The sequence below is a fragment of the Parabacteroides sp. PH5-46 genome, assembly GCF_029892785.1.
In the GTDB taxonomy this organism is placed as follows: Bacteria; Bacteroidota; Bacteroidia; order Bacteroidales; family Tannerellaceae; genus DFXE01.
The window spans coordinates 205937-230212 of sequence record NZ_JARXXA010000003.1 but is presented as its reverse complement, the minus strand read 5'-3'; the positions used below and the strand labels follow the sequence as shown (position 1 = coordinate 230212).

The 24276-nt window shown below is 44.6% G+C and carries 17 protein-coding genes and 1 pseudogene; all 18 read left to right on the top strand.

Annotation, left to right across the window (positions count from 1 at the left end; translation table 11 throughout):
• Window positions 1-17: 17 nt before the first annotated feature.
• The gene (locus M2470_RS04435; protein ID WP_280743760.1) at window positions 18-1250 is read left to right on the top strand and encodes a Cof-type HAD-IIB family hydrolase; all 1233 of its coding nucleotides are present in this window, start codon (window positions 18-20) and stop codon (window positions 1248-1250) included.
• On the top strand, window positions 1247-2332 hold the full coding sequence (locus tag M2470_RS04430; RefSeq protein WP_280743761.1) for an isochorismate synthase: 1086 nt from the start codon (window positions 1247-1249) through the stop codon (window positions 2330-2332). The genes M2470_RS04435 and M2470_RS04430 overlap by 4 nt, the downstream gene beginning before the upstream one ends.
• Window positions 2322-4001 carry a 2-succinyl-5-enolpyruvyl-6-hydroxy-3-cyclohexene-1-carboxylic-acid synthase gene (gene menD, locus M2470_RS04425; RefSeq protein ID WP_280743762.1) on the top strand — a complete coding sequence of 560 codons (1680 nt, stop codon included), beginning with the start codon at window positions 2322-2324 and terminating at the stop codon, window positions 3999-4001. Before M2470_RS04430 ends, menD begins: the two co-directional genes overlap by 11 nt.
• Window positions 3998-4822 (top strand): 1,4-dihydroxy-2-naphthoyl-CoA synthase, encoded by an 825-nt coding sequence (menB, locus tag M2470_RS04420; RefSeq protein WP_280743942.1) that lies wholly within the window; start codon window positions 3998-4000, stop codon window positions 4820-4822. Before menD ends, menB begins: the two co-directional genes overlap by 4 nt.
• A 17-nt stretch (window positions 4823-4839) precedes the next feature.
• A pseudogene (locus M2470_RS18435) lies at window positions 4840-5859 on the top strand (o-succinylbenzoate synthase); the annotation flags it as partial.
• Between the two features lie 84 nt (window positions 5860-5943).
• On the top strand, window positions 5944-6858 hold the full coding sequence (locus tag M2470_RS18430) for an AMP-binding protein (protein WP_348524210.1): 915 nt from the start codon (window positions 5944-5946) through the stop codon (window positions 6856-6858).
• Window positions 6859-6927: 69 nt separating this feature from the next.
• Window positions 6928-8892 (top strand): DUF3857 and transglutaminase domain-containing protein, encoded by a 1965-nt coding sequence (locus tag M2470_RS04410; RefSeq protein WP_280743764.1) that lies wholly within the window; start codon window positions 6928-6930, stop codon window positions 8890-8892.
• 10 nt (window positions 8893-8902) lie between these two features.
• The gene (locus tag M2470_RS04405) at window positions 8903-10597 is read left to right on the top strand and encodes a DUF3857 domain-containing protein (protein WP_280743765.1); all 1695 of its coding nucleotides are present in this window, start codon (window positions 8903-8905) and stop codon (window positions 10595-10597) included.
• A 12-nt stretch (window positions 10598-10609) separates the two neighbouring features.
• Window positions 10610-11794: a tellurite resistance TerB C-terminal domain-containing protein gene (locus M2470_RS04400; protein ID WP_280743766.1), complete on the top strand. Its 1185-nt coding sequence runs from the start codon at window positions 10610-10612 to the stop codon at window positions 11792-11794.
• On the top strand, window positions 11791-13836 hold the full coding sequence (locus M2470_RS04395; protein WP_280743767.1) for a BREX system ATP-binding domain-containing protein: 2046 nt from the start codon (window positions 11791-11793) through the stop codon (window positions 13834-13836). The genes M2470_RS04400 and M2470_RS04395 overlap by 4 nt, the downstream gene beginning before the upstream one ends.
• A gap of 12 nt (window positions 13837-13848) precedes the next feature.
• Entirely contained in the window at window positions 13849-14859 is a 1011-nt protein-coding gene (locus M2470_RS04390; RefSeq protein WP_280743768.1) for a toxic anion resistance protein, read from the top strand.
• Between the two features lie 220 nt (window positions 14860-15079).
• Window positions 15080-17476: a DNA translocase FtsK gene (locus M2470_RS04385; RefSeq protein WP_280743770.1), complete on the top strand. Its 2397-nt coding sequence runs from the start codon at window positions 15080-15082 to the stop codon at window positions 17474-17476.
• Window positions 17476-18117, top strand: coding sequence for a LolA-like putative outer membrane lipoprotein chaperone (locus M2470_RS04380; protein ID WP_280743771.1), 642 nt, complete (start codon window positions 17476-17478; stop codon window positions 18115-18117). Before M2470_RS04385 ends, M2470_RS04380 begins: the two co-directional genes overlap by 1 nt.
• A gap of 18 nt (window positions 18118-18135) precedes the next feature.
• Window positions 18136-19092 carry a thioredoxin-disulfide reductase gene (gene trxB, locus M2470_RS04375; protein WP_280743772.1) on the top strand — a complete coding sequence of 319 codons (957 nt, stop codon included), beginning with the start codon at window positions 18136-18138 and terminating at the stop codon, window positions 19090-19092.
• A 59-nt stretch (window positions 19093-19151) separates the two neighbouring features.
• On the top strand, window positions 19152-19925 hold the full coding sequence (locus M2470_RS04370) for a glycerophosphodiester phosphodiesterase family protein (RefSeq protein WP_280743773.1): 774 nt from the start codon (window positions 19152-19154) through the stop codon (window positions 19923-19925).
• Between the two features lies 1 nt (window position 19926).
• Window positions 19927-21384, top strand: a complete 1458-nt coding sequence (locus M2470_RS04365; protein ID WP_280743774.1) for a family 10 glycosylhydrolase — start codon at window positions 19927-19929, stop codon at window positions 21382-21384.
• A gap of 139 nt (window positions 21385-21523) precedes the next feature.
• Window positions 21524-21967: a hypothetical protein gene (locus tag M2470_RS04360; protein WP_280743775.1), complete on the top strand. Its 444-nt coding sequence runs from the start codon at window positions 21524-21526 to the stop codon at window positions 21965-21967.
• Between the two features lie 72 nt (window positions 21968-22039).
• On the top strand, window positions 22040-24259 hold the full coding sequence (locus M2470_RS04355) for a TonB-dependent receptor (RefSeq protein ID WP_280743776.1): 2220 nt from the start codon (window positions 22040-22042) through the stop codon (window positions 24257-24259).
• Window positions 24260-24276 lie beyond the last annotated feature (17 nt).

The following is a 24276-nucleotide window of genomic DNA, read 5'->3' as shown; positions in this document are numbered from 1 at the left end:
TCGCAAAACGAAGCAATATGAAATACAGATTATTAGTTCTTGATGTAGATGGAACGCTTTTAAACAGTAAGAAAGAAATTACTCCTGCCACCTTATCTACCCTACTGAAGATACAGCAAATGGGGGTACGGATTGTGTTGGCGTCGGGCCGCTCTACCTTTGGGCTTCGTCCATTAGCACTCCAACTGGAACTTGATAAATATAACGGCTTTATCCTCTCTTACAACGGAGGCCAGATCTTCAATATGAGTACCAATGAGCTGTTGTTTGAACGGCGCATCAACCCGGAACTCATACCCTATCTGGAGAAGAAAGCCATTAAAAACAACTTCACCATACTTACCTATCATCAGGATACCATCCTGACCAACAATGCAGAAGATATACACGTAAAGGAAGAAGCAGAGCGCAACAAGATGAAAATAAAGGAAACGGCACACTTTGCCGACTCTGTAAATTTCTCTCCCTGCAAGTGTATGCTGGTAAGCGATGATATAGAAGCGCTGGTAGGACTGGAAAACCATTGGAAAAAGAAGCTCGACGGGTCACTTGATGTATTCCGCTCGGAGCCTTATTTCCTGGAGGTAGTTCCCCCTTCGATCAACAAAGCCGACACATTGGGCGTTTTGATGGGACATCTATCCATACAGCCGGAACAGATGATGGCCATAGGCGATGGAGAGGCCGACATCACCATGATACAAACAGCCGGTCTGGGCATTGCGATGGAGAATGCTCTCGACTCTGTAAAAAGATGTACGGACTATACAACAGCCTCCAACGACGAAGACGGAGTGGCCAAGGCCGTAGAAGAGCACATCATAGCCAAGATACGCCCGGCCGACATTCCTCTGGACGAACTAAACAAACGAGCCCGCCACGCCCTGATGGGCAACCTGGGCATACAATATACCTACGCCTCGGAAGACCGCGTAGAAGCTACCATGCCTGTAGACGAACGTACCCGCCAGCCCTTCGGCATCCTGCACGGCGGAGCTACATTGGCACTGGCCGAAACGGTAGCCGGACTGGGCTCAATGGTACTATGCCAGCCGGACGAAGTGATAGTAGGTATGCAGGTAAGCGGGAATCATGTATCGTCTGCCAAAGAAGGAGATTCCGTACGCGCCGTAGGCACCATTATCCATAAAGGGCGCTCTTCGCATGTATGGAATGTAGATGTATTTACCTCTACCGGTAAACTGGTTTCTTCTGTACGGGTAGTAAACAGCGTTCTGAAAAAGAGATGAGTTCAGAAGAACTACATATCTTAGATACGTACATCGGTGAAAACCGGAGCTTTGCCATTTACCGCAACCCGGAGGAAAAGACCTTGCATTTCCTTATGCAGGGAGAAGAACCTCCTACCCTATTAAATACCATCAATGAGCTGAACGGACAAAAAGGCTTTGTAATTGCCCCCTTTGCCGTATCAGACAACTCCCCCATCGTTTTGATGCGGCCTTCCATAGAGAAAGAAATTCCTTTTCAAGGCTTTGCAGAAAAAGGGAAAAAAGGAGAAAAGAGAAAAGATACGGAAACCGGAGAGGACTATGCCGAACGTTTCGCCTCTTTTATCCATCCGATACGTGAGAAACAGTTTAGGAAATTAGTCCTTTCGCGCAGTATAGATATTCCGCGCGAAGAAGGTTTTTCGCCCGTTCGCGCCTTTCTTCATGCCTGTAGCAAATATACCCGTTCGTATGTCTACCTGTGCCATACTCCCCAAACCGGAACCTGGCTCGGAAGTACGCCGGAAATGCTACTCTGTGGCGAAGGAAACGTATGGAATACGGTTGCCATAGCCGGTACCCAACCCCTTCTGGAAGGAGCCCTTCCCAAATCATGGGACGATAAAAACCTGATCGAGCAAATGCTCGTATCTTTCTATATACGAACACAACTATCTTCGTTTGGAATCCATCCGGCAGAGAACGGACCTTATACCGTACGAGCCGGGGAACTGGCTCATCTGCGGACTGATTTCCATTTTTCACTTCCCGATACCAACCTATTGGGTAACTTGTTGAAATTATTGCATCCTACACCTGCTGTTTCGGGCCTGCCCAAAGAAGAGGCGTACCGCTTTATCCTGGATCATGAAGGCTATAACCGCCGCTACTACTCCGGATTTATCGGACAATTGGATCCCGAAAAGAAAAGTGATCTTTATGTGAATCTGCGATGTATGAACATTCACAGTAATTCGTTTACTTTGTATGCCGGTGGCGGTTTGCTACCGTCTTCCGTACTTGAACAAGAATGGAAAGAAACGGAAGATAAACTGCAAACAATGTTATACTTAACAAAAGCAGATAATTATGTATTCTAATCATAAAAATGTCTTACAACTACTTGCTCTATTAAAAGCATACGAAATACAACAGGTCGTTCTCTCTCCCGGCTCGCGTAATTCACCTATTACTCATTCACTTGTAGCAGATCCTTACTTCATCTGCCATACGGTAGTAGACGAAAGAAGCGCCGGTTTCTATACCCTTGGTATTATCTTGCAAACCGGGAAACCAGCAGCCGTTTGCTGTACATCGGGTACGGCAGTCCTGAACCTGGGTTCTGCTGTTGCCGAGGCCTATTATATGCAACTGCCGATGTTGCTGATAACAGCCGACCGTCCCGCTGCCTGGATCGGACAAATGGCGGGACAAACCCTTCCCCAGCCCGGTATCTTCAATACCTTGGTGCGGAAGTCCGTTCAACTGCCTGAAATAGCAACCGCAGCAGACGAATGGTACTGCAACCGTCTGATAAACGAAGCCTTGCAAGAGCTAAACCATTATACATGCGGACCGGTTCAAATCAACGTCCCCCTGTCTGAACCTTTGTTTGAATATACGGAAATAAGGCTTCCCGAAGTCCGGAAAATAAACCGCTGTATGCCTCAACGGGAAATAGACGAACAATTAGAAAAAGGAGGCTTTGGCGAACGCTTCAAACGCTTCGGCAGGCGGATGATCGTTGTAGGACAACTGCTTTGGGAGACAGATACCATCCGCAAAGTACTGGAAGTACTGGCCGAAGATTATGATTGCGTAATCCTGGCCGAACAGCTTTCCAATATCCAATCGCCTTATATCACAGCCCATTTCGACGAGTTTCTATATACATTAGCCAAAGAAGAAAAGGCAGTCTACGCGCCGGATCTATTGATTACTTTCGGAGGACATCTTGTTTCCAAAAGAGTCAAACAATTCTTGCAAAGCTATCCACCGGAAGAGCATTGGCACATTTCACCCTCAGGCGAAATAGTAGACCTATTCCAATGCCTGACTCACCTGATAGAAGCAGACCCGGCAGCGGTACTCGATTATCTGGCATCCTACGACACTCCAGACAATAACAAACCCTACGGTTCGCAATGGGGAAATGCAGTAAACCGTCTTCCGGCACCTGAAATTAAAGACTTTTCCGACTTGCGGGCTATTCAGTTTTTTATGGAAACGGTACCGGCTGATTCCGTATTGCATCTGGCCAATAGTTCGTCTGTTCGTCTGGCTCAGCTATTCCCTGTCCGGAAAAAGATCCGCTTTTACTGTAATCGCGGGACAAGCGGTATAGACGGCTGTATGTCTACTGCTGTAGGATATGCCTCGGTAAGCAACCAGCCAACCTTTCTATTGATTGGCGACCTGGCCTTCTTCTATGACATGAACGCCCTGTGGAACAAGCAACTGAACAGAAACCTGCGTATCCTATTGAACAATAATGGAGGAGGCGAGATATTCTACGCGCTTCCCGGCTTGAATAAGTCCGAAGCCCTGGACACCTATATTTCCGCATCGCACCAGACAAGTGCAAAAGCCTGGGCTGAATCGGCAGGAGTCGCTTACTTATCAGTTTCCAATGAAGAAGAACTGACAGAGAAAATGCCTCTATTTATAGACAACAGAAGCAACAAACCCATACTGATGGAGGTGTTTACCTCTATGGACAAGAATACGGAAATACTGCGCAATTACTATCACGAACTTAAAAGAAAATAAATATGGCAAGAGAATGGACAACTATCAAAGAGTATGAAGATATTCTGTTTGATTTTTATAATGGAATCGCACGGATCACGATCAACCGTCCCCGCTATCGTAATGCCTTCACTCCTACCACTACAACAGAGATGAGCGATGCTTTGCGTATCTGCCGGGAAGAGCAGGATATATGTGTAGTAGTCCTCACAGGAGCAGGCGATAAGGCTTTCTGCTCAGGTGGTGATCAAAACGTAAAAGGCAAAGGCGGCTACATAGGCAAAGACGGCGTTCCACGTCTGAATGTACTGGACGTACAAAAGCAAATCCGCTCTCTGCCCAAGCCGGTTATCGCTATGGTAAACGGATACGCCATCGGAGGCGGGCACGTATTGCACGTAGTGTGCGACCTCTCCATTGCTTCCGAAAATGCCATCTTCGGACAAACAGGTCCTCGCGTAGGCAGCTTTGATGCCGGTTTCGGTTCTGCCTACCTGGCACGTATCGTAGGACAAAAGAAAGCCAGGGAAATATGGTTCCTCTGCCGCCAATACAACGCACAGGAAGCACTGGATATGGGATTGGTGAACAAGGTAGTCCCCTTTGATAAGTTGGAAGACGAAGTAGTAGACTGGGCCGAAACCATAATGATGCACAGCCCCTTGGCTCTCCGCATGATCAAAGCCGGACTGAATGCCGAACTCGACGGACAAGCCGGCATACAAGAACTGGCCGGAGACGCCACCCTACTATACTACCTCACGGAAGAAGCCCAAGAAGGCAAACAAGCCTTCTTAGAAAAGCGCAAACCCAATTTCAAGCAATACCCTAAATTCCCGTGACCCGCTTTCAATTTTCAATTTTCAATTTTCAATTGATGTTCCGCCAACCTGCTGGAACATCAAGAGGCATCTATACAACGCGTAAAACCTGGTACGTACTAATAAAGTCAGCGGAACATCAGAAGTGGGGAATTGGAGAATGTGCCCCTCTGCCGAATCTGAGTTGTGATGATCTGCCGGACTATGGGCATATCTTGCAGGATATTTGTCGGCAGATTGAACGGACGGGTGTTTTAGACAAGGAGGTGCTTCGCCCCTACCCTTCGATGCTCTTTGGGCTGGAAACGGCTTTCCGGCATTTTGAAACAGATAGCTTTGCTTTGTGGGATACTCCTTTCTCGCGCGGAGAAGCTGGTATTCCTATCAATGGGCTGATCTGGATGGGAAGTCACCAAAGGATGCTGGAGCAGATTGAGGCGAAGTTAAAGGCCGGTTTCCGCTGTATCAAATTAAAGATCGGAGCCATTAACTTTGAAGAGGAACTGGACTTGCTTCGCTATATCCGACAGCACTTTAGCGTAAAAGAGATTGAACTCCGCGTAGATGCCAACGGCGCCTTTACCCCTGATACGGCCTTGGATAAACTGAAACGGCTGGCAGAGTTGGATATCCACTCAATAGAGCAACCCATCCATGCCGGACAATGGGAGGACATGGCTCAACTATGCCGCCAAACGCCCATCCCCATTGCATTAGACGAAGAACTGATCGGCTGTAACCAATTAGAAGAGAAACACCGCCTCCTAACAACGATCCAGCCTCAATACATTATACTAAAACCCTCTCTGCATGGAGGTATGTCGGGCTGTGAAGAGTGGATTGCGGAAGCTGAAAAACAAGGGATTGGTTGGTGGATTACCTCTGCCTTAGAATCCAATATTGGGCTGAATGCGATTGCTCAGTGGTCAGCGAAGCTGACGCAGAACGGAACACGCAGAACGCAGCACGGGGCTATTTATCAAGGGCTGGGTACCGGGGGGCTTTTCATCAATAATATTGAGATGCCGCTTGCTATACGGAAAGACTTTCTTTGTTATTCGCCTGATCAGGACTATACGGAGGGGTATAAGGAATACTTTGCTTTTTTGGGGGAATGGTTTGATGAGTCACCTTTTGTAACAGTGCAGACATCCGGCTCTACGGGCTGTCCTAAGGCACTTTCTGTTGAGAAAGAAAAGATGATTTACAGTGCGCGACAAACGTGTTCTTTCCTTGATTTGCAAAAGGGAGATACCGCCTTACTGTGTATGCCTCTGCAATATATCGGAGCCAAGATGATGGTTGTACGTGCGCTTGTACAGGAGCTTCAATTAATAGTCAGGAAAGCCTCCGGACATCCATTAAAGGATGTGGATACACCGCTTGATTTCGCAGCAATGACGCCTCAGCAAGTCTACAACTCATTGCAAATCCCGGAAGAAAAAGAACGACTGGGTAGGATTAAGAAGCTGATTATAGGAGGAGGAATGATTGATCCGGCTCTGGAAAAAGCCTTACAATCCTTCACAAACGAAATATATGCTACTTACGGCATGACGGAAACCTTGTCTCATATCGCCATGCGACGTTTGAATGGCCAAGAGGCTTCATCAGCCTATACCCCATTCCCGGCTGTCACACTCCGTCTGTCTAACGAAAACACCCTTATAATAGAAGCGCTCCAAATATGCGATGAACCTTTGGAAACGAATGATATAGCCAAGATATACCTCAACGGAAGCTTCCGCATCCTGGGAAGGAAAGACAATACCATCAACACAGGAGGTATCAAAGTACAGGCAGAAGTGTTGGAAGAGAAGCTATCTACTATCCTATCATTCCCCTTTGCCATTACCTCCGCTCCTGACCCCAAATTCGGAGAAGCCATTGTCTTACTGATAGAAACAGACATCATTAATAAAGAAACAGAGCAACAAATCAAGGAGCTGCTCCCCTCATACGAATACCCCAAACATATCATAGCTGTTAAAAGCATCCCCCTCACTCCAAGCGGTAAAATAGATCGTGCCGCCTGCAAAGAAATAGCAATAGCATAAGGTTAGATATTTTTTACCAAAAAAGTGTATCTTAGCGGGTAGATATAGTAACTTAAACACATAATACGGATGAAACACTTGATAATTATTTGTTTAGGTATTCTTTTCAGTGTATCTGCATATGCACAGAACGGAGAAGTATGCCAATTTCCACAAGATCCTACTCTGGAAAAGCCGGAAGCGTATAAAGGCTTTGATAGTGTGACCTTGCTCGACAGTATATCGGTTACGGTTCAGCCAACCGGGTCGGGCTCTTTTGCTATTTATAAAGCATTTAAAGTGCTGACGCCTAATGGTGCAGTTAACAATCGTACGGTAATATATGATTATGATCCGCTGACAGCTTTTGCTGAGTTTCGCTATGCGGTTGTCTATCGTGCCAACGGAGATGTGGTAGGTCTTGATGTTAGCAAGGCTTGTGACTATGCGGCTCCTGCACGTGCTATCTTTTGGGGAGCTCGACAGATCATGTTGGAAATCGGCTGGTTGGAACCCGGTGACATCGTGGAATACGAAATAGCTAAAAAAGGATTTACATACGCTTTGCTGAGTGGAGACGATGACGAATCGCGCTTCATACCACCCATGCGCGGCCAATTTTATGACATTGTTCCATTCTGGGCATCTGAACCTACCGTTCGTAAAGTATATGAGGTATCTGTCCCGATGGAAAAAGAACTTCAATTCCAGTTCTATCAGGGCGAATGTTCTTCTTCCGTACGTTTTGAAGACAATAATCGCAAAACATATACTTTTGCCATGAGGGATATGCTACCGTTCAAGCGGGAAGCCAATATGGTAGACCTGTTCGATGCGGCTCCCAAATTGTTTATGTCATCTACTCCCAAGTGGCAGGATAAATCGCTGTGGTTCTACAAAGTAAACGAAGACTACGACAGCTTCGCCGCACTACCCGAGGCACAGAAAAAGGTAGACGAGCTGATCAAAGGAAAGAAAACCGAAATGGAGAAGATTGAAGTGCTCACCCACTGGGTGGCTGATAATATCCGCTATTCCGGTATCTCCATGGGCAAAGGTGAAGGCTATACCCTGCACAATACAAAGATGAATTATACAGACCGCTGCGGCGTGTGCAAAGATATTGCCGGAACATTGGTTTCTTTCCTGCGCATGGCTGGCTTTGAGTCTTACCCCGCTATGACGATGGCTGGTAGCCGGGTGGAAAAGATTCCGGCAGACCACTTCAACCATTGCGTAGCAGTTGTTAAGCTATCAAACGGAACCTATATGCCACTCGACCCGACCTGGGTTCCTTTCGTACGCGAATTGTGGAGCAGTGCCGAACAGCAACAAAACTATTTACCAGGCGTTCCTGAGGGATCTGACTTACTTGAAACACCTCTTTCACCTCCCGAAAACCACTTTGTCCGCATCATAGCTACCAATAAGTTAGATACAAAAGGTACATTAAGCGGACAATTCACCATTACCGCCGAAGGACAGTCGGACAGTAATATCCGCCGCATCTTTACACAAGGCTGGCAGACTGAATGGCAAAATACAATGGAGCAGCAATTATTAGCTGTTTCGCCTAAAGCTAAGTTAATCAGTGTAGACTATGGCAAGAACCCCAAAGACTATCAGGCAGCGCCTATCAAGATAACCTTCCACTACGAAATACCGGATTATGCCATTATGGGTAAAGAAGAAATGTTATTCAAACCAATGGTGATGAATAATTTGTATACTTCCGTACAATCCTTCCTTCGTATCAATACAAACATGGAAAAGCGGGAATACGGCTTTAAAGATGCCTGCTCACGCCTGGTAGAATTAAAGGAAATCACCCAACTACCCAAAGGGTATAAATTGGCAACAGCAGCCCAAAGAGAATCCAGTCAAAGCGGAGCAGCCGACTTTGAAGGCTATTTACGTCAAGAGGGAAACGAACTTAATCTCTATCAGAAGCTGACACTAAAGAAACGTGTATACGATGCCTCCGACTGGGACGGTTTCCGTACTGCCGTAAACAACTACAAGAGCTTCGGAGAATACGTGATATTAACAAAATAAAAAAGAACTTATGAAAAAGATATATATTCTGTTTTTGTTATTAATTGCTTCGGTTTCTTTGTTTGCTGCATCGGAGGCGGAGTATGGGGTATTGTCCAAGACATATACGCTGCATTCGGACGGTATCCAGGAGTTTCGTTATAATATGGAGCTGACGATCTTCACACATACAGCTATGAACCGTACCTATGGCGAGAGCTTCATTGTCTACAATCCAAAGTTTCAGGAATTAAAGATACATACATCGTACACCAAGCAGAAAGACGGTACCATTATAAAGACCCCGGAAAATGCCTTTGTGGAAGTGCTTCCCCGTCAGGCAGCTAACGCTCCGGCTTATAATCACCTGAAAGAGATGGTTGTTGTACATACCGGATTGGAGCTAGGCGCTACCATCTACCTGGATTACTCCATTGTTTCCAAAGCGGGATACCTTCCCGAGCTGGATCTATGTGAGCCGATAGAACAGACCTCTCCGGTAAAGGATTATACTCTTACAATCTCTGTTCCAGAAAGTAAACCACTGTTTTACTCATTAGTTAATTCAAACGTTAAGCCCTCGGAAAGTACAGCAAACGGTGTAAAACAAGTAAGTTGGAAGATCCGCAACCTACCGGCTGCTTCTATGGCTCCGCAGGTTACGGCTTTGGGAGGAGACAGGCAAATCTTGTTGGCCTCTACCTATGCTTCCAATCAAAAGGCACTCGAAACCCTGAATGCGCAGTTTGCTCCGGAACGGGATATGCCGATGTTGTCTTTGTCGGAAACACTAACAGAAGGCCTTACATCAGATACGGAAAAGATATATGCGTTGCTGAAACATGTAACAGATAATGTAGGATTCAGCCGTTTGTCTTTGCAGGAAACAGCTTTTCGTATCCGTTCTACAGACGATGTTGTTACCACTGCTTACGGTACGGAAGTAGAAAAACTGAACATGCTGGCTGCTCTGTTGAACGCTAGCGGAATAAAAGCAGAAACAGTAGCCGCATACTACACCCCTGCCGACCAGAATTGTTACGGATTAAGCGCTGTTGCCGACTGGTTTATCCTGGCTTCTGCAGACGGTAAACAATTCCTGCTGACTCCCAAACAGATGAAGATGTCGGATGCCGGCTGGTATAGTGAATATGCCCAGTATATAAGCCTGACTAATCCTGGAAAAAAGGTAAACTTCCAAACTCCTTCTACCAAGCTGGATTATACGTATACCATCACATTATCCCCAGATAAAGCTGACATACAGGCAAATGCGACTATCGGAGAGGCCTTTATCCCTTACACAAATAAAGGAAAAGCAACCGTTAGCGAGAAAACAGAACAAAAACTGAAGAACAATAACGGATATATCCTTCTCAGCTTACCGGAGGCTCCGAACAGTATTTCCAATGCTGCTTACAAGAACTATAACAGCAAACGAAATCAGCATCTGCTGGTACCATATAAAGCAACAGAAAGCATTAGCTACACAATCCAACTACCGGCAGGTATGGAACTGAGTACTCCTGCAACAACTAAAACAACAGATAATGCAGCGGGCAAAGCAAGCTATACTATTACACAAAACGGCAACTCAGTAGAAGTAAAACGCAATCTGGAGATGAAAAAGCAACTGATAACTCCTGCCGACTATGCAGCTTTCCGCAACCTGATGGTGGAATGGGCAGACATAAATAAGCGTCAGTTACTAATTAAAATGAAATAAGGATTTTTAGTGATGGGGCTTATCTTATTGTTGATCGGTATTGCTATTGCTACAAATATATACTTCCAACTTACAAAGAAAAAAAGAGAGCAATCCAAAGACTATAGCTTTCGGGATGGATATAAGTTAACACGTACCGAATTTGAAGATGCCCTTCAATTGATGGGGCGTAATCTCTGTTCCAACGAATATTGTAAAAGAGAAATAGTTACATTATTCATTGACGTAAGAAGAACCCTTATCGCTGATAAATGCTGGAAGGATAGTTTCGCTTTTAGTGAAGCTATCCTTCAAACATGTAAAAAAACGACTCTCGACCTATTAAGCTTCCAGGATACCATAGAAAGCCCGGCTAAAGAAAAGATAGACACAGCAACAACCCGTTTAATACAGGAACGGGCAACTGTCGTAGTCAGGCCTTTAACAAGAGAGAGCGACAGGCGTTTCTATAATAGTGGAGATGCATGGAAAGTGCGATATCAAAACCTTATAAACAGCTTTGACACAGATAATGTCCAGCAGTTTTATAACGATATCTGCCAACTGGCAACAATGTCTGATAAACGTGTAACTACTGAGCGCGAAATCTACCTCCTGGCTCATCAGTTTCTGGTTCACAAAGACAAAGAATATTCCCTAAAATTTTACATGCATTATCTGCATGTAAAAACACTTTCGGATACATTTAAACACAAAAAGATAAGTAAACCGAACGCAAAACTACTCTTCCGGAATACAAAAGAAGAACAACAATTCAATCAGGTATGCAGCAAACTTTTAACAAGTAAGAACCTGAATACAGCTCTCAAACAGTTTGATAATTTGGAGATCTCGCAACGAAAAAAAGTCAGATTAGATATTACTGCGATACGGGAAGCAGCTGGAAAACAGGCTAAAGTAGCAGGTATCTTAAGTGATATTCTGGCCGACGAACCGGAGTCTGTAACCATCCCACAACAACCGCTAACAGAGGTTACAGACAACAAGGAGGGGTTACTACAGCTATTTATAAATAAAGATTATAAGCTAAATAAAGAAGAAGTTGATATATTTGCACGATCGAAAGGGCTATTTATGAATCAATTGATTCAAAGCATCAATGAAGAACATTTTGACGAACTCGACGACGTTTTAATTGAAGAAGAAGAGGAGTATTATATGTTGAATGAAACATATTATGAACAACTAAGAGGATGACGATAAAAGTAAAACCCAAGGAAGCAACAGCTATCATAAATTCGTTGATCAGTGGCGTAGTACCCAAAATAGGCGTACAGCATATTACCGTAGGCCGTAGCAATGAAATAGAAATGGTATTAAAAGCGCTGGAAGAAGTGAAGAACGGACATAGCATGATGAAATACTGGATAGGAGATTTTGGCTCCGGAAAATCATTCATGCTGCATTTGCTGAATACGGTAGCTTTAAAACAGAAATTCGTTACTGCTACAGCCGATTTTACTCCACACAGACGTTTATATTCCAATGACGGGAAAGCCCAAGCCTTATATACCGCATTAATGGATAATATAGCTATCCAGACCAAGCCGGAAGGGGGTGCTTTGCATATCCTGCTTGAGAAATGGATCGAACAAGTAATAGTGCAAACAGCTACCGAACACCAAATTCCATTAGCAGAGATCAGGGATGCTAAGTACTTTAGCCTGATACAGAATAGCATCATACAAACAGTCAATCAGATAACCGAAGTAGGCGGTTTTGATTTCGGACTGGCTATCGTTAAATATTATGAGGGATTTATTTCCGGAGACGATTTCTTACGCAAAAATGCACTCAGATGGTTGAAAGGCGAATACACCACGAAAACAGAAGCCCGCTCGGATCTGGGAGTAAGCGAAATTGTAAACGACAGAAACTACTACGATATGCTTAAAAACTTCTGCCGTTTGTTTGTCAATATCGGATACAGCGGCTTGCTTATCAATCTGGACGAGGCAGTCAATCTATACAAAATAGCACATCCCGGTATGCGTCAGAAGAATTATGAAACCTTGTTGAGCATGTACAATGATTGTTTTCAAGGGAAAGTAGAATATTTGTTCTTCAATATAGCCGGAACCACTGATGTGTTGGAAGATAAGCAGAAAGGCTTCTATAGTTACGATGCGTTGAAAACACGCCTGAAAGTAAATAAGTTTGAAACGGCAGAGCTGCGCGATTATGCCCAGCCGGTGATCCGTCTGATGCCGCTAAGCCATGATGAAATATTTGTGTTGCTTTATAACCTGAGAGATATCTTTAACTTTAACTATCAGGTAGAGATCGGCTTTAGCAATGAAGATATCCACAGCTTCATGGAAGAGATATACAACAAACCGGGAGCTTCGGACTTCCTTACCCCTCGGGAGGTGATCCGTGATTTCCTTAACATACTGAATATTATCCGCCAGAATCCTAATGTAGATAAAAAGAAACTGGTAGACGAAATAAAGATCATCGACGAAAGAGAAGAAACCTTTGAAATGGAAGATGAAATAAAACAGAAAAAGATCAAGCGGATCGAAAAACAGTTCAAGAACGTATTGCTCCCACAAGAGATCATAGAAGAGCTATCACATGCACTACTGGATGATGAGAATGTTTTGAAATCGATTGTCGGCTCTTTTAATAATGAGGCCGGGACACTGATTGCTACGGAGAAGCGTTTGTTGTTTATCAGCAAGCAAAAGAAAATCAAGTCGTTCCCATACGGACAGATCAATGAGATGAGTTATAAGAGTGGGCCTCAGTACAGCGTTTTACATATACTGCTCGGAAACGAAAAATTGAACATAGATTTTATTCCCAACAGCCAGATCAAACCCCTTATTCACCTGCTGGAGGCACAAATAGACATCCTAGAACGCAAGACCCTCTCTGCCGAATTAAAATACTGGCAGAAAGAGATTCAAAATGTATCTATAAAGTCTCAGTTGGAACAGATGAGCAAAATAGCACATATCATCCAGGAAAAAGATCATACAGCCGGAGAGGTATTCTCCATGCGACATACAGATACAGTAGTTAAACTGCTGCGGCAGTACAAAGCACTGGAAGTTTCCGGCATAGATACCCCGGAAATAGAGGCCTCCCGCCAGCGGGTTGCAGAAGCCATTGAACTTACATATAAAGCGTTTGAACAAGAGTTAAGCCGTATCTTCGAATCGGATATGCTGGATATCGATGCCGAATCAATGGCGTACATGCAGAGTTTAAAGAACAGAGGATTAATAAACTAACAAATAAAGATCATGGAACATCCCATATTACCTGTCGATTCTCCCGAATTATCCATCGAAAGAAACAAGCTAACACCTGCCGACAACGAAAAGATAAGCCTGTATAAAGCAAAAATAGATTTGACAAATAAAAGCAATATCATCCAGTATGGCGCCGAATCCCAACACAGGATGGTTTCTTTTTCCGAGACAGTATTAACACAGGTAAGGAACAAGGATATAGGCGAAGTGGGCGATATCCTATCCGGACTGGTTACCGATTTGAAAACATTTGACAAATCCATCAACAAGCCGGGCATCTTATCTTTCTTCCAAAGCCTGAAGAAGAAAATATTACGTATCAAGGCAGAATACTCAAAGATTGAAAAGAATGTTGTACAGGTAGAGCGGCAACTGGAGAAACATTATCAGACATTACTGAAAGACATCCATCTGTTTGATAAACTATACGAACAAAACGAGCAATGTTACAAAGACTTGTCACTTCACATCTACGCCGGAGAAGATAAGGTGGCAGAAACAAATCCGGAGAACCTGTCCGACATGGAAAAGGATCAGTTACACCAGCTAGAGAAGAAATTGCACGACTTAAAACTAAGCCGCATGATTTCATTCCAACTGGCCCCACAGATACGATTAGTGCAAAGCAACAGTACCGTACTGATGGAAAAGATACAGTCAAGCATCGTAAACACACTACCTCTCTGGCGAAACCAAATGGTACTGGCCTTAGGGCTCGTTCATTCGCAACAAGCGCTGGAAGCACAACGGGCTGTAACAGATGCCACGAACCAGATGTTGCGCCGCAACAGCGAGATACTCCATACCTCAAGTGTGCAAATAGCCAAAGAAAACGAACGAAGTATCGTAGATGTAGAGACCTTACAAAAGGTAAATACCGAACTTTTTGCTACGATAGACGACGTATTGGCCATTCAGCAGGAAGGAAGACAAAAGCGCCTTTCGGCCGAAAAAGAACTGTTAAACATAGAAAACGAATGGAGGAAAAAACTATCCGTTTAAACCCACTGTTTAACGGCATTTTTGCGGGCTAAAAATCGCATGCATGCGTTTTGCAAAACGTACGCATGCCTTTTCAAAAATGCATGCATGCTATTTTTTGAACGCTCGCACACCTTTATTTTCCGGCATCATCTTTTATCTTTCAATTCTTCTGACTACCTTTGCAAGGTTTAGCCGGCATATATTGTATTTAACTTCCGGTGACATCTTTATCAGATTTATGGCAAAAAAAGGCAGCAGTTCAAAGAAGTATAACAAAGAAGAGGGAGTGTTCACGCTTTCCAGAAGTTTTTTAACGAATGAACGGACACGGTTTATTCTGGGGCTGATAGTTTCTTTTTTAACCATCTATATCGGACTGGCGCTTATCTCCTTTTTCTTCACGGGAGCAGCCGATCAAAGCAGCATAGAGAACCTGCCGGTGAGAGATCTCGTTCTCTCTAAAGGCTCTGTTAAGAACTGGACAGGTGTAAGGGGAGCTTTCCTCGCTAACTTACTGATGAATCATTGGTTTGGCGTGTCCTCTTTTGTTTTACTGTTCTTCTTGGGCTCTATCGGTGCAAAGCTGATGAATTTCAAAGGTATTTCATTGATCAAACGCTTCCTGTTCTCAGCCGCTATTCTGGTTTGGGGATCGCTGTTTTTTGCCTTTATATTTATCACAGGATACGAAGATACGTTTATTTACCTGGGCGGACAACATGGGTATTACCTCTCCGAAATGCTGGTTAGTAATATAGGTATACCGGGTATGCTCTTGTTTTTACTGGGTACCTTCCTGATCATTGCGATACTCTCCAGCAAGCATACCATTCCCTTCCTACAGAAATTGTTTGCCTTTAAATGGATGAAAAACCCCATTAAAAAGAAAGAGAAACCTGTATACAAGGATTTTGACGAAGAGGAGGACGAAGAAGAAGAAACCAACGATCTGCCCGAGAAAGAAGAGGAGGAAGAGGAAGAAAGCGAGAACCCCTTCGTTATTACGGTAGCGCAAGAGGAAGAAAGGTATGTACCTCCCGTTCAGACACCTGAACCGGAGCAGCCGGAAATCTTCAAGGTAGAAGTACCCGTTGGCGATGACGAAGTGTACGATGGCTCAGACTTGGGAGAATACGACCCGAAACTGGACTTATCCAACTATAAATATCCCACAGTAGACCTATTGAAGAAATACGAAAACAGCGACCATCAGGTAGACATGGAAGAGCAAACGGCCAACCAGAAGCGTATCAAGCAAACGCTTGAGAACTTTGGTATCAACATTGCCTCCATTAAAGCAACCGTAGGCCCTACCATTACCTTGTATGAAGTAATCCCTGATGCCGGTGTACGAATCTCAAAAATACGTAACCTGGAAGATGATATTGCACTGAGCCTTTCTGCCTTAGGCATCCGTATCATAGCGCCTATGCCGGGAAAAGGAACCATCGGTATTGAAGTACCCAACAAAGACCCGCAAATGGTGTCTATGCAGTCTATCATTGCGTCGCGCAAGTTTCAGGAATGTAAATACGACCTGCCTGTAGCATTGGGGAAAACAATCACGAACGAAATATACATGTTCGACCTTTGCAAAATGCCTCACTTATTGGTAGCCGGTGCCACCGGACAAGGTAAGTCCGTAGGACTGAATGCAATTATCACTTCTTTGTTATATAAAAAGCATCCGTCTGAGCTGAAATTCGTACTCATCGACCCGAAGATGGTAGAATTCAGTATCTATTCGGATATAGAAAGACATTATCTGGCCAAGCTGCCGGACGAAGATAAGCCGATCATCACAGACTTTACCAAAGTTATCATGACGCTTAACTCGCTTTGTAAAGAGATGGACGACAGGTACGATCTGCTGATGAAAGCACATACCCGGAATATCAAGGAGTACAATGCGAAGTTTATCAGCCGCAACCTCAATCCGAACAACGGACATAAATTCATGCCCTATATTGTAGTGATCATCGACGAGTTTGGCGATCTGATCATGACGGCAGGAAAAGAAATTGAGATGCCTATCGCACGTATCGCTCAAAAGGCCCGTGCCGTAGGTATTCACATGATTATTGCTACGCAACGTCCTTCGGCCAATATCATTACAGGTATCATTAAAGCTAACTTCCCTGCGCGTGTGGCGTTCCGCGTATCCTCGATGGTGGACTCACGGACCATTCTGGATTCACCCGGTGCCAACCAGTTGATTGGACGGGGAGACTTACTCTTCTCACAGGGAAATGATATGACGCGTGTGCAATGCGCCTTTGTAGATACACCGGAGGTAGAAAATATCTCTAAATTTATAGGTCAGCAGGTAGGTTATCCTACAGCTTTTGAACTGCCGGAATACCACGGCGAAGGCGATGGATCTTCTCCAGGTGCGGTAGACTTGGCGGATCGCGACCCGCTATTTGACGAGGCAGCCCGCCTGATTGTTATTCAGCAACAAGGCTCTACCTCATTGATACAACGCAAATTCTCTATCGGCTATAATCGCGCCGGACGCTTAATGGACCAACTGGAAGCCGCCGGTGTTGTAGGAGCTTCCGAAGGCAGCAAAGCCCGGCAGGTACTCATACAAGACGATTATAGTCTGGAGCAACTGTTAAACAATTTGAAGTAATGAAAAAGAACAGCTTATTTACTCTCCTATTGCTATTGTTCTGCGCAACAACGATCGTAGCACAAAATGCAAATGAGATAATAGATAAAGCAGCCTCCGTTTATAATAATGCAAACGGAATATCTGCCACCTATACGATTCGTATCCATTCGGCACAGAATAATGCAACGGAAAGTTTTGAAGGTGCAATCAATATGAAAGGAGACAAGTTTACATTTACAACTCCCGACCTGATTACCTGGTACGACGGCAGCACGCAATGGACCTACATGCCACGTTCGGAAGAAGTAAACATAAGCAATCCGGAAGGAGAAGAACTGCAATTTACCAATCCGGTAATATTACTCAATTCGTATAAAAAAGGGTTCACGGCAGTTTACAAAGGAGAAAGTACCGCTCTTAACGGGAAAGCTACTTACGATGTAGAACTAACTCCTAAAAAGAAAAGTGATATCACAAAGATCAGCCTGCAGATTGAGAAGTTTACAAGTTTGCCGGCAGGTATCACCATTCAAACCAAGAACGGAATAAAAAACACAATACATGTAAGTAATATAAAAACGGGCGTCAACCAAGCGGACAGCTTCTTTACCTTTAAAGAATCAGACTATCCAGATGCCGAGATTATAGACTTACGATAAACATCAAAACATGATATTATGAGTAATACAACAAGAGAAAAGATTCGTTGCCTCATTATAGGTTCAGGACCGGCAGGGTATACAGCTGCTATTTATGCTTCACGCGCTAATTTGTCTCCTGTACTTTACGAAGGTATCCAACCTGGCGGACAGTTGACTACAACTACCGATATAGAAAACTTCCCGGGATATCCGGAAGGCATAGCGGGATTTGATATGATGGAAGACCTGAAAAAACAGGCTACCCGCTTCGGAGCCGATATCCGCATAGGTGTTGTTACATCCGTAGACCTGGACAATAAACCTTACACGGTAACGATTGACGGAGAAAAGACGGTTGAAACCGACACCATTATTATAGCAACAGGTGCGACTGCCAAGTACTTAGGATTAGCAGACGAACAAAAGTATGCCGGGATGGGTGTTTCTGCCTGTGCCACTTGCGACGGTTTCTTTTACCGCAAGAAGAAAGTAGCCGTAGTAGGCGGCGGCGATACAGCCTGTGAAGAGGCATTATACCTTTCGTCACTAGCTTCTCAGGTATACATGATTGTCCGCAAACCATTTCTACGTGCCTCAAACGTGATGCAAAAGCGGGTAATGAATACCCCGAACATCACCGTTTTATTTGAGCACAACACACTGGGGCTATATGGCGAACAGGGTGTGGAAGGTGTTCATCTGATCAAGCGCAAAGGAGAGCCGAATGAAGAAAAGGTAAGCCTTGAGATTGACGGCTTCTTCCTGGCAATCGGACACACGCCTAACTCCAAACTATTCCAAAAGTGGCTGGAAACAGACGAAACAGGATATATCAAAACGATCCCCGGTACGCCAAAAACCAATATGCCCGGAGTATTTGCCGCCGGCGACGTGGCAGACCCACACTACCGCCAGGCCGTAACAGCCGCCGGTACAGGTTGTATGGCAGCCATCGAAGCGGAACGTTACTTATTAACAATGAACGATAATTAAAGAGTGACATCTCCCCTCTCAAGAGGGGAATGAACAGTAAACTTTGAAAAAAGATATTTATGAAAACAAAAACATTTTATATTCTTCTGCTGGCGCTGTTGGTCGTTATTCCGCTTTCTGCTGAAAACCGGACACAAATCATTGCGCACCGGGGATTCTGGAAAACCAGTGGTTCGGCTCAAAACTCTATCCGGGCATTGGATTTGGCTAATGATATAAATGTTTACGGATCGGAATTTGACGTACATATCACGGCAGATAACATTCCGGTAGTTTTCCATGACGATAAGTTTTTAGGTATTCCGATTCAGACTTCCAACTACGAAGATATTGTAAGTTACAGCTTGCCGAACAAAGAAAAGATCCCAACGCTGGAGGCTTACCTGAATAAAGGAAAACTTCTCAAGACAAAATTAATCTTTGAGCTAAAAACACACGCTACTCCCGAACGAAATCGCGAAGCCGCCCGAATCTGTGTCAAGATGGTGCAGGATATGGGTTTGCAGGAGCGAACAGAATATATTACATTTAACCTGGATGCAGGAACAGAAATCATCCGCCTGGCACCCGATGCCCAAGTATCTTATCTGAACGGTGATCTGTCTCCGGCGCAACTAAAGGAAGCCGGTTTTACAGGACTTGATTATCATTTCGATGTCATGAGAAAAAATCCGGATTGGTTCTCGGAAGCCAAAAAGCTGGGGCTAACAATTAATGTGTGGACTGTAAACACACCGGATTTAATACGTGAAATGGCAGACAAGGGGGCCGATTTTATTACAACAGACGTTCCTTTGGAAGCACAAAGCATAGTATCGCAACCGGATAAATGACATGAGGAAATATCTACTCTTACTACTCACTACCCTATTACTACAACCGTTTTACGCAGCCGATCACCCGAAAAGAGAAATACGGGCGGTATGGATTATGACCTTTTATGGCGAAGATTGGCCGAAAACAACTGCCACCAACGAAATTAGCCGCAAACGACAACAACAGGAGCTATGCGACAAGCTGGACATGCTACAGGCAGCCAACTTTAATACCGTTTTCCTTCAGGTACGACTCCGTGGCGATGTGATCTATCCTTCGGCTATTGAACCGATGAATAAGGTTTTTTCGGGCAAATATGATGTTAGCCCGGGATACGACCCTTTGGCATTTGCTATTGAAGAGTGTCATAAACGGGGACTGGAATGTCATGCCTGGTTTGTGACATATCCTCTCGGGCAAGGGAAGAAAACAGCCGTCAAAAAAAGGCCGGAACTCTGCAAGTTACACGAAAAAGAATGGTACCTGGATCCCGGAATGCCCGGAACCACCGACTATTTACTCTCACTGGTGAAAGAAGTAGTAACGAACTACGACATAGATGGCATTCAGTTTGATTATATTCGTTATCCCGAAAAAGCCGAAACATTCCCGGACAAAGACACGTACGCAAGATACGGGAACTCTTTAGGCTTGGCAGCCTGGCGGCGAGACAATATAAACCGCACCGTAACCCGCATCTACGATTGGGTAAAGCAGGCAAAGCCCTGGGTACAGGTTAGTAGCTCTCCCCTGGGAAAATACAACCGTATCCCAAGGGTTCCGAACGCCGGCTGGACATCCTATGAAACAGTCCATCAAGACCCGCAGCTCTGGCTAAAACAGGGCAAGCACGACATGATAGCTCCTATGATGTATTATAAATACGACAACTTTTATCCCTTTGTAGATAACTGGACGGAAAATACAAACGGGCGACTGTTTATCTCCGGTTTGGGAACCTATCGTATGAGAACCAAAGACGGCGACTGGTCTTTATATGACATTGCAGAACAGATGGAATACCTCCGGAAGTCGAATGCTAACGGAGTGGCTTTCTTTCGTGCCTCACAGGTATTTGGTGACACCAAAGGGCTTTATAAAATGCTAAAAAGCAAATACTTCAAATATCCCGCATTGCTTCCTCCCCTTACTTGGCTAAGTAAAGAAAGGCCGGAAGCTCCGCTGAATGTGAGAGTAGAAAGAGCTGGAAAAGACCTGAAGATCTCCTGGCGGAAACCAACAGATACTACTCAGCCCCTGACCTATACGATCTATTACTCTACCAACGGCACCGTAAACCCCAACCGGGCAGAAAACATCCTGGCTACAGGCATACGCGATACGGAAGTATATTTAACGGTCAACTCGGAAAAGGAACAGGAATACTCCTTCAGGGTTACGGCATCCAGTCGCTATCACATAGAAAGCAAGCCATCCCGTGAGATATATTATTATTTTTCCCGTTACTCCAAATGAATAGATAATAGCTTACGAGCGAAAAAAAACGGCTCACGTCCGGTTTTTATTTGCAAACGAGCCATATTTATTAGGTAATGAGCAAGAAATAAAGGGTAATTTATCCTATATTTCATTCTTTTTTCTATCTTTGCGTCGGATGAAAGAATATGTAAAATATCTGCTTGTTACCGTCTTAGCTGCCCTTGTCTTTTATGGTGGTTGCGGTGTCAATCTTATTTCATACTGCTGTGACGACTGTCACTCGTATGGAGTAGAGGTTGTAAAAAGCGACATTTGCTGCGATATTCATCATCACAATCACACTTGCGAGCATGCTACGGAGACTCATACTGCATCCTGTGCAGATCACACGCAGGAGGCCGATTGCTGTAGCCTTGAGCGGATCAGTTTTGAATGGAACCAGGTGAATATGCCCGACTTCCAGTTGGAACCACTTAATTTCGATATTTTTAATTGTCAGGTCGTATCTCTTGTACCTGCCATCAATCAAACAGATATTTTATATGCGGATCAGAACGCCCCACCCTTGATAGTCTGTCCCCGCGCCTACCTTTCCTTACTTACTACTCTTTTGATTTAATTTATACTGGCACCTCTGCGTATTGCGCAGGAGGAACATTATGTTTATCAGTATAAATTAATTAAAAGAACTATGTTAAAGCAATTATACATTATATCTATATTACTTTTTTGTACCGTCCTGTCATGGGCAAATGACGGTAAACGAATCAAAGGTCAGGTTGTAGATGAAAGCAAACAAGCGATCATCGGAGCCAACATCTATTGGGAAGGCACCCAAAAGGGTACAACTTCCGATGTAAACGGCTACTTTGAAATCGAACAAACAGATGGTGGCCAAAACCTGGTGGTCAGCTATATAGGATACGCTACTACCGTTACACCGGTAACGAATAGCAGCGAAGAACTTCACATCGTGTTAAAGGGAGAAATAGAGCTGGAGGAAGTAGTAGTAAGCGAGCGGAAAATGGGAACCATCTCCTCTCGTGTAAGCGTACTGCAAACCCAGAAGATCACCTATGACGAGCTATGCCGGGCCGCTTGCTGTAACCTGGCGGAGAGTTTTGAAACCAACCCCTCTGTAGACGTATCCTATGCCGATGCAGCTACCGGAGCCCGCCAGATTAAACTGCTGGGGCTTTCGGGCACGTATGTTCAAATGCTGACCGAAAACTATCCTAATTTCAGAGGGGCTGCTTCCTTATACGGACTGGATTATGTGCCGGGGCCCTGGATGGAAAGTATTCAGGTTTCCAAAGGTACGTCCTCTGTTAAGAATGGTTACGAAGCCATTGCCGGACAAATAAACGTAGAGTTTAAGAAGCCTCCTACGGCAGACATCTTCTCGGCAAACGTATTTGCAAGCGATGCCGGACGCTACGAAGGAAATGCCGACGCCTCCTGGCATATCAATGAAAACCTCTCGACCGGCTTGTTGGTGCATTACTCCAATGACAACAAACAACACGACGGGAATGATGACGGTTTCCTGGATTTGCCGCTGAAAGAGCAGGTAAACCTGATGAACCGCTGGTATCATAAATCTGATCAATATGTGGCTCAGTATGGTGTACGATATTTGCATGAAAACCGCAAGAGCGGGCAATCAACCAAACATCATGATTTTGCCGATCCGTACAAGATAAAGTTCAATACCAACCGGGCGGAAGTATATACCAAACAAGCCTACATCATTGACAAGGAAAAGGTAGAGAGTGTGGCGCTGATCTTGTCCGGTTCGTATCACGAGCAATTATCCATGTATGACCGCACGCCATATAACATATACCAGAACAATGTGTACGCCAGCTTGATGTACGAAAAAGAATTCACGCCGATGCACAGCCTAAGCACGGGACTGAGCATGAACTACGACGGATTCAACGAAAACCTGGGACAGGCCGGAGACAGGAAGATATTCAACAGAGACGAGGTAGTGCCGGGTGCTTACGTTCAGTATACCTATAACTTACATGACAAGTTTATCCTGCTGGCCGGACTGCGTGCAGACTACAGCAACCAGTACGACTTCTTTGTTACCCCACGTATCCACCTGAAATACAACCCTACCGACTGGTTCCACGTGCGTGTATCAGCAGGTAAAGGATTCCGTACGCCTAACATTCTGGCCGAGAACAATTATCTGCTCTCCAGTAGCCGGAAGATGGTGATCGCAGACAAGCTGGATCAGGAAGAAGCCTGGAATACCGGACTGAACCTCTCGTTCTACATCCCACTCTTCGGAAAAGAATTAACGATAAACGGAGAATGGTATTACACCGATTTCAGGAAACAGGTAGTGGTTGATATGGATAGCAATCCGCATGCCGTTCGCTTCTATAACCTGGACGGTAAATCCTACTCAAGTAGCTATCAGGTAGAAGCCAGTTATCCCTTCTTCAGAGGATTTACCCTTACGGCAGCCTATCGTTATACAGATGCAAAAACAGACTACCGAAACGAAGAAGGCATCACCCGTCGCCTGAAGAAACCGTTACTGAACGACTATAAAGGCCTGCTAACGGCATCATACCAAACGCCCTTGAAAAAATGGCAGTTCGACTTAACCGGACAGTTCAACGGAGGCGGCAGAATGCCCGAGCCTGACAAAACAAATCCCCTCTGGAAACCAACCTACGGAGCCTACACAATCGTAAATGCACAAATTACAAAGTACTTCCGTACCTGGTCTATTTATGTTGGAGCAGAGAATTTGTTTGATTACACCCAGGATCATCCGATTATTGACGCCGGGAATCCACGTGGAGATAACTTCGACGCTTCAATGGTTTGGGGGCCGATACACGGAAGAACATTATACGCTGGTATTCGCTTTAATATCAGCCGCGATTAATAAAGAAAATTATTCAC

What these genes read in the sequence shown, in the direction of transcription:
- M2470_RS04435 (WP_280743760.1), top strand. Translation starts at nt 18, where the DNA reads ATGAAATACAGATTATTAGTTCTTGATGTAGATGGAACGCTTTTAAAC.
- M2470_RS04430 (WP_280743761.1), top strand. Translation starts at nt 1,247, where the DNA reads ATGAGTTCAGAAGAACTACATATCTTAGATACGTACATCGGTGAAAAC.
- menD (WP_280743762.1), top strand. Translation starts at nt 2,322, where the DNA reads ATGTATTCTAATCATAAAAATGTCTTACAACTACTTGCTCTATTAAAA.
- M2470_RS04410 (WP_280743764.1), top strand. Translation starts at nt 6,928, where the DNA reads ATGAAACACTTGATAATTATTTGTTTAGGTATTCTTTTCAGTGTATCT.
- M2470_RS04405 (WP_280743765.1), top strand. Translation starts at nt 8,903, where the DNA reads ATGAAAAAGATATATATTCTGTTTTTGTTATTAATTGCTTCGGTTTCT.
- M2470_RS04400 (WP_280743766.1), top strand. Translation starts at nt 10,610, where the DNA reads ATGGGGCTTATCTTATTGTTGATCGGTATTGCTATTGCTACAAATATA.
- M2470_RS04395 (WP_280743767.1), top strand. Translation starts at nt 11,791, where the DNA reads ATGACGATAAAAGTAAAACCCAAGGAAGCAACAGCTATCATAAATTCG.
- M2470_RS04390 (WP_280743768.1), top strand. Translation starts at nt 13,849, where the DNA reads ATGGAACATCCCATATTACCTGTCGATTCTCCCGAATTATCCATCGAA.
- M2470_RS04385 (WP_280743770.1), top strand. Translation starts at nt 15,080, where the DNA reads ATGGCAAAAAAAGGCAGCAGTTCAAAGAAGTATAACAAAGAAGAGGGA.
- M2470_RS04380 (WP_280743771.1), top strand. Translation starts at nt 17,476, where the DNA reads ATGAAAAAGAACAGCTTATTTACTCTCCTATTGCTATTGTTCTGCGCA.
- trxB (WP_280743772.1), top strand. Translation starts at nt 18,136, where the DNA reads ATGAGTAATACAACAAGAGAAAAGATTCGTTGCCTCATTATAGGTTCA.
- M2470_RS04370 (WP_280743773.1), top strand. Translation starts at nt 19,152, where the DNA reads ATGAAAACAAAAACATTTTATATTCTTCTGCTGGCGCTGTTGGTCGTT.
- M2470_RS04365 (WP_280743774.1), top strand. Translation starts at nt 19,927, where the DNA reads ATGAGGAAATATCTACTCTTACTACTCACTACCCTATTACTACAACCG.
- M2470_RS04360 (WP_280743775.1), top strand. Translation starts at nt 21,524, where the DNA reads ATGAAAGAATATGTAAAATATCTGCTTGTTACCGTCTTAGCTGCCCTT.
- M2470_RS04355 (WP_280743776.1), top strand. Translation starts at nt 22,040, where the DNA reads ATGTTAAAGCAATTATACATTATATCTATATTACTTTTTTGTACCGTC.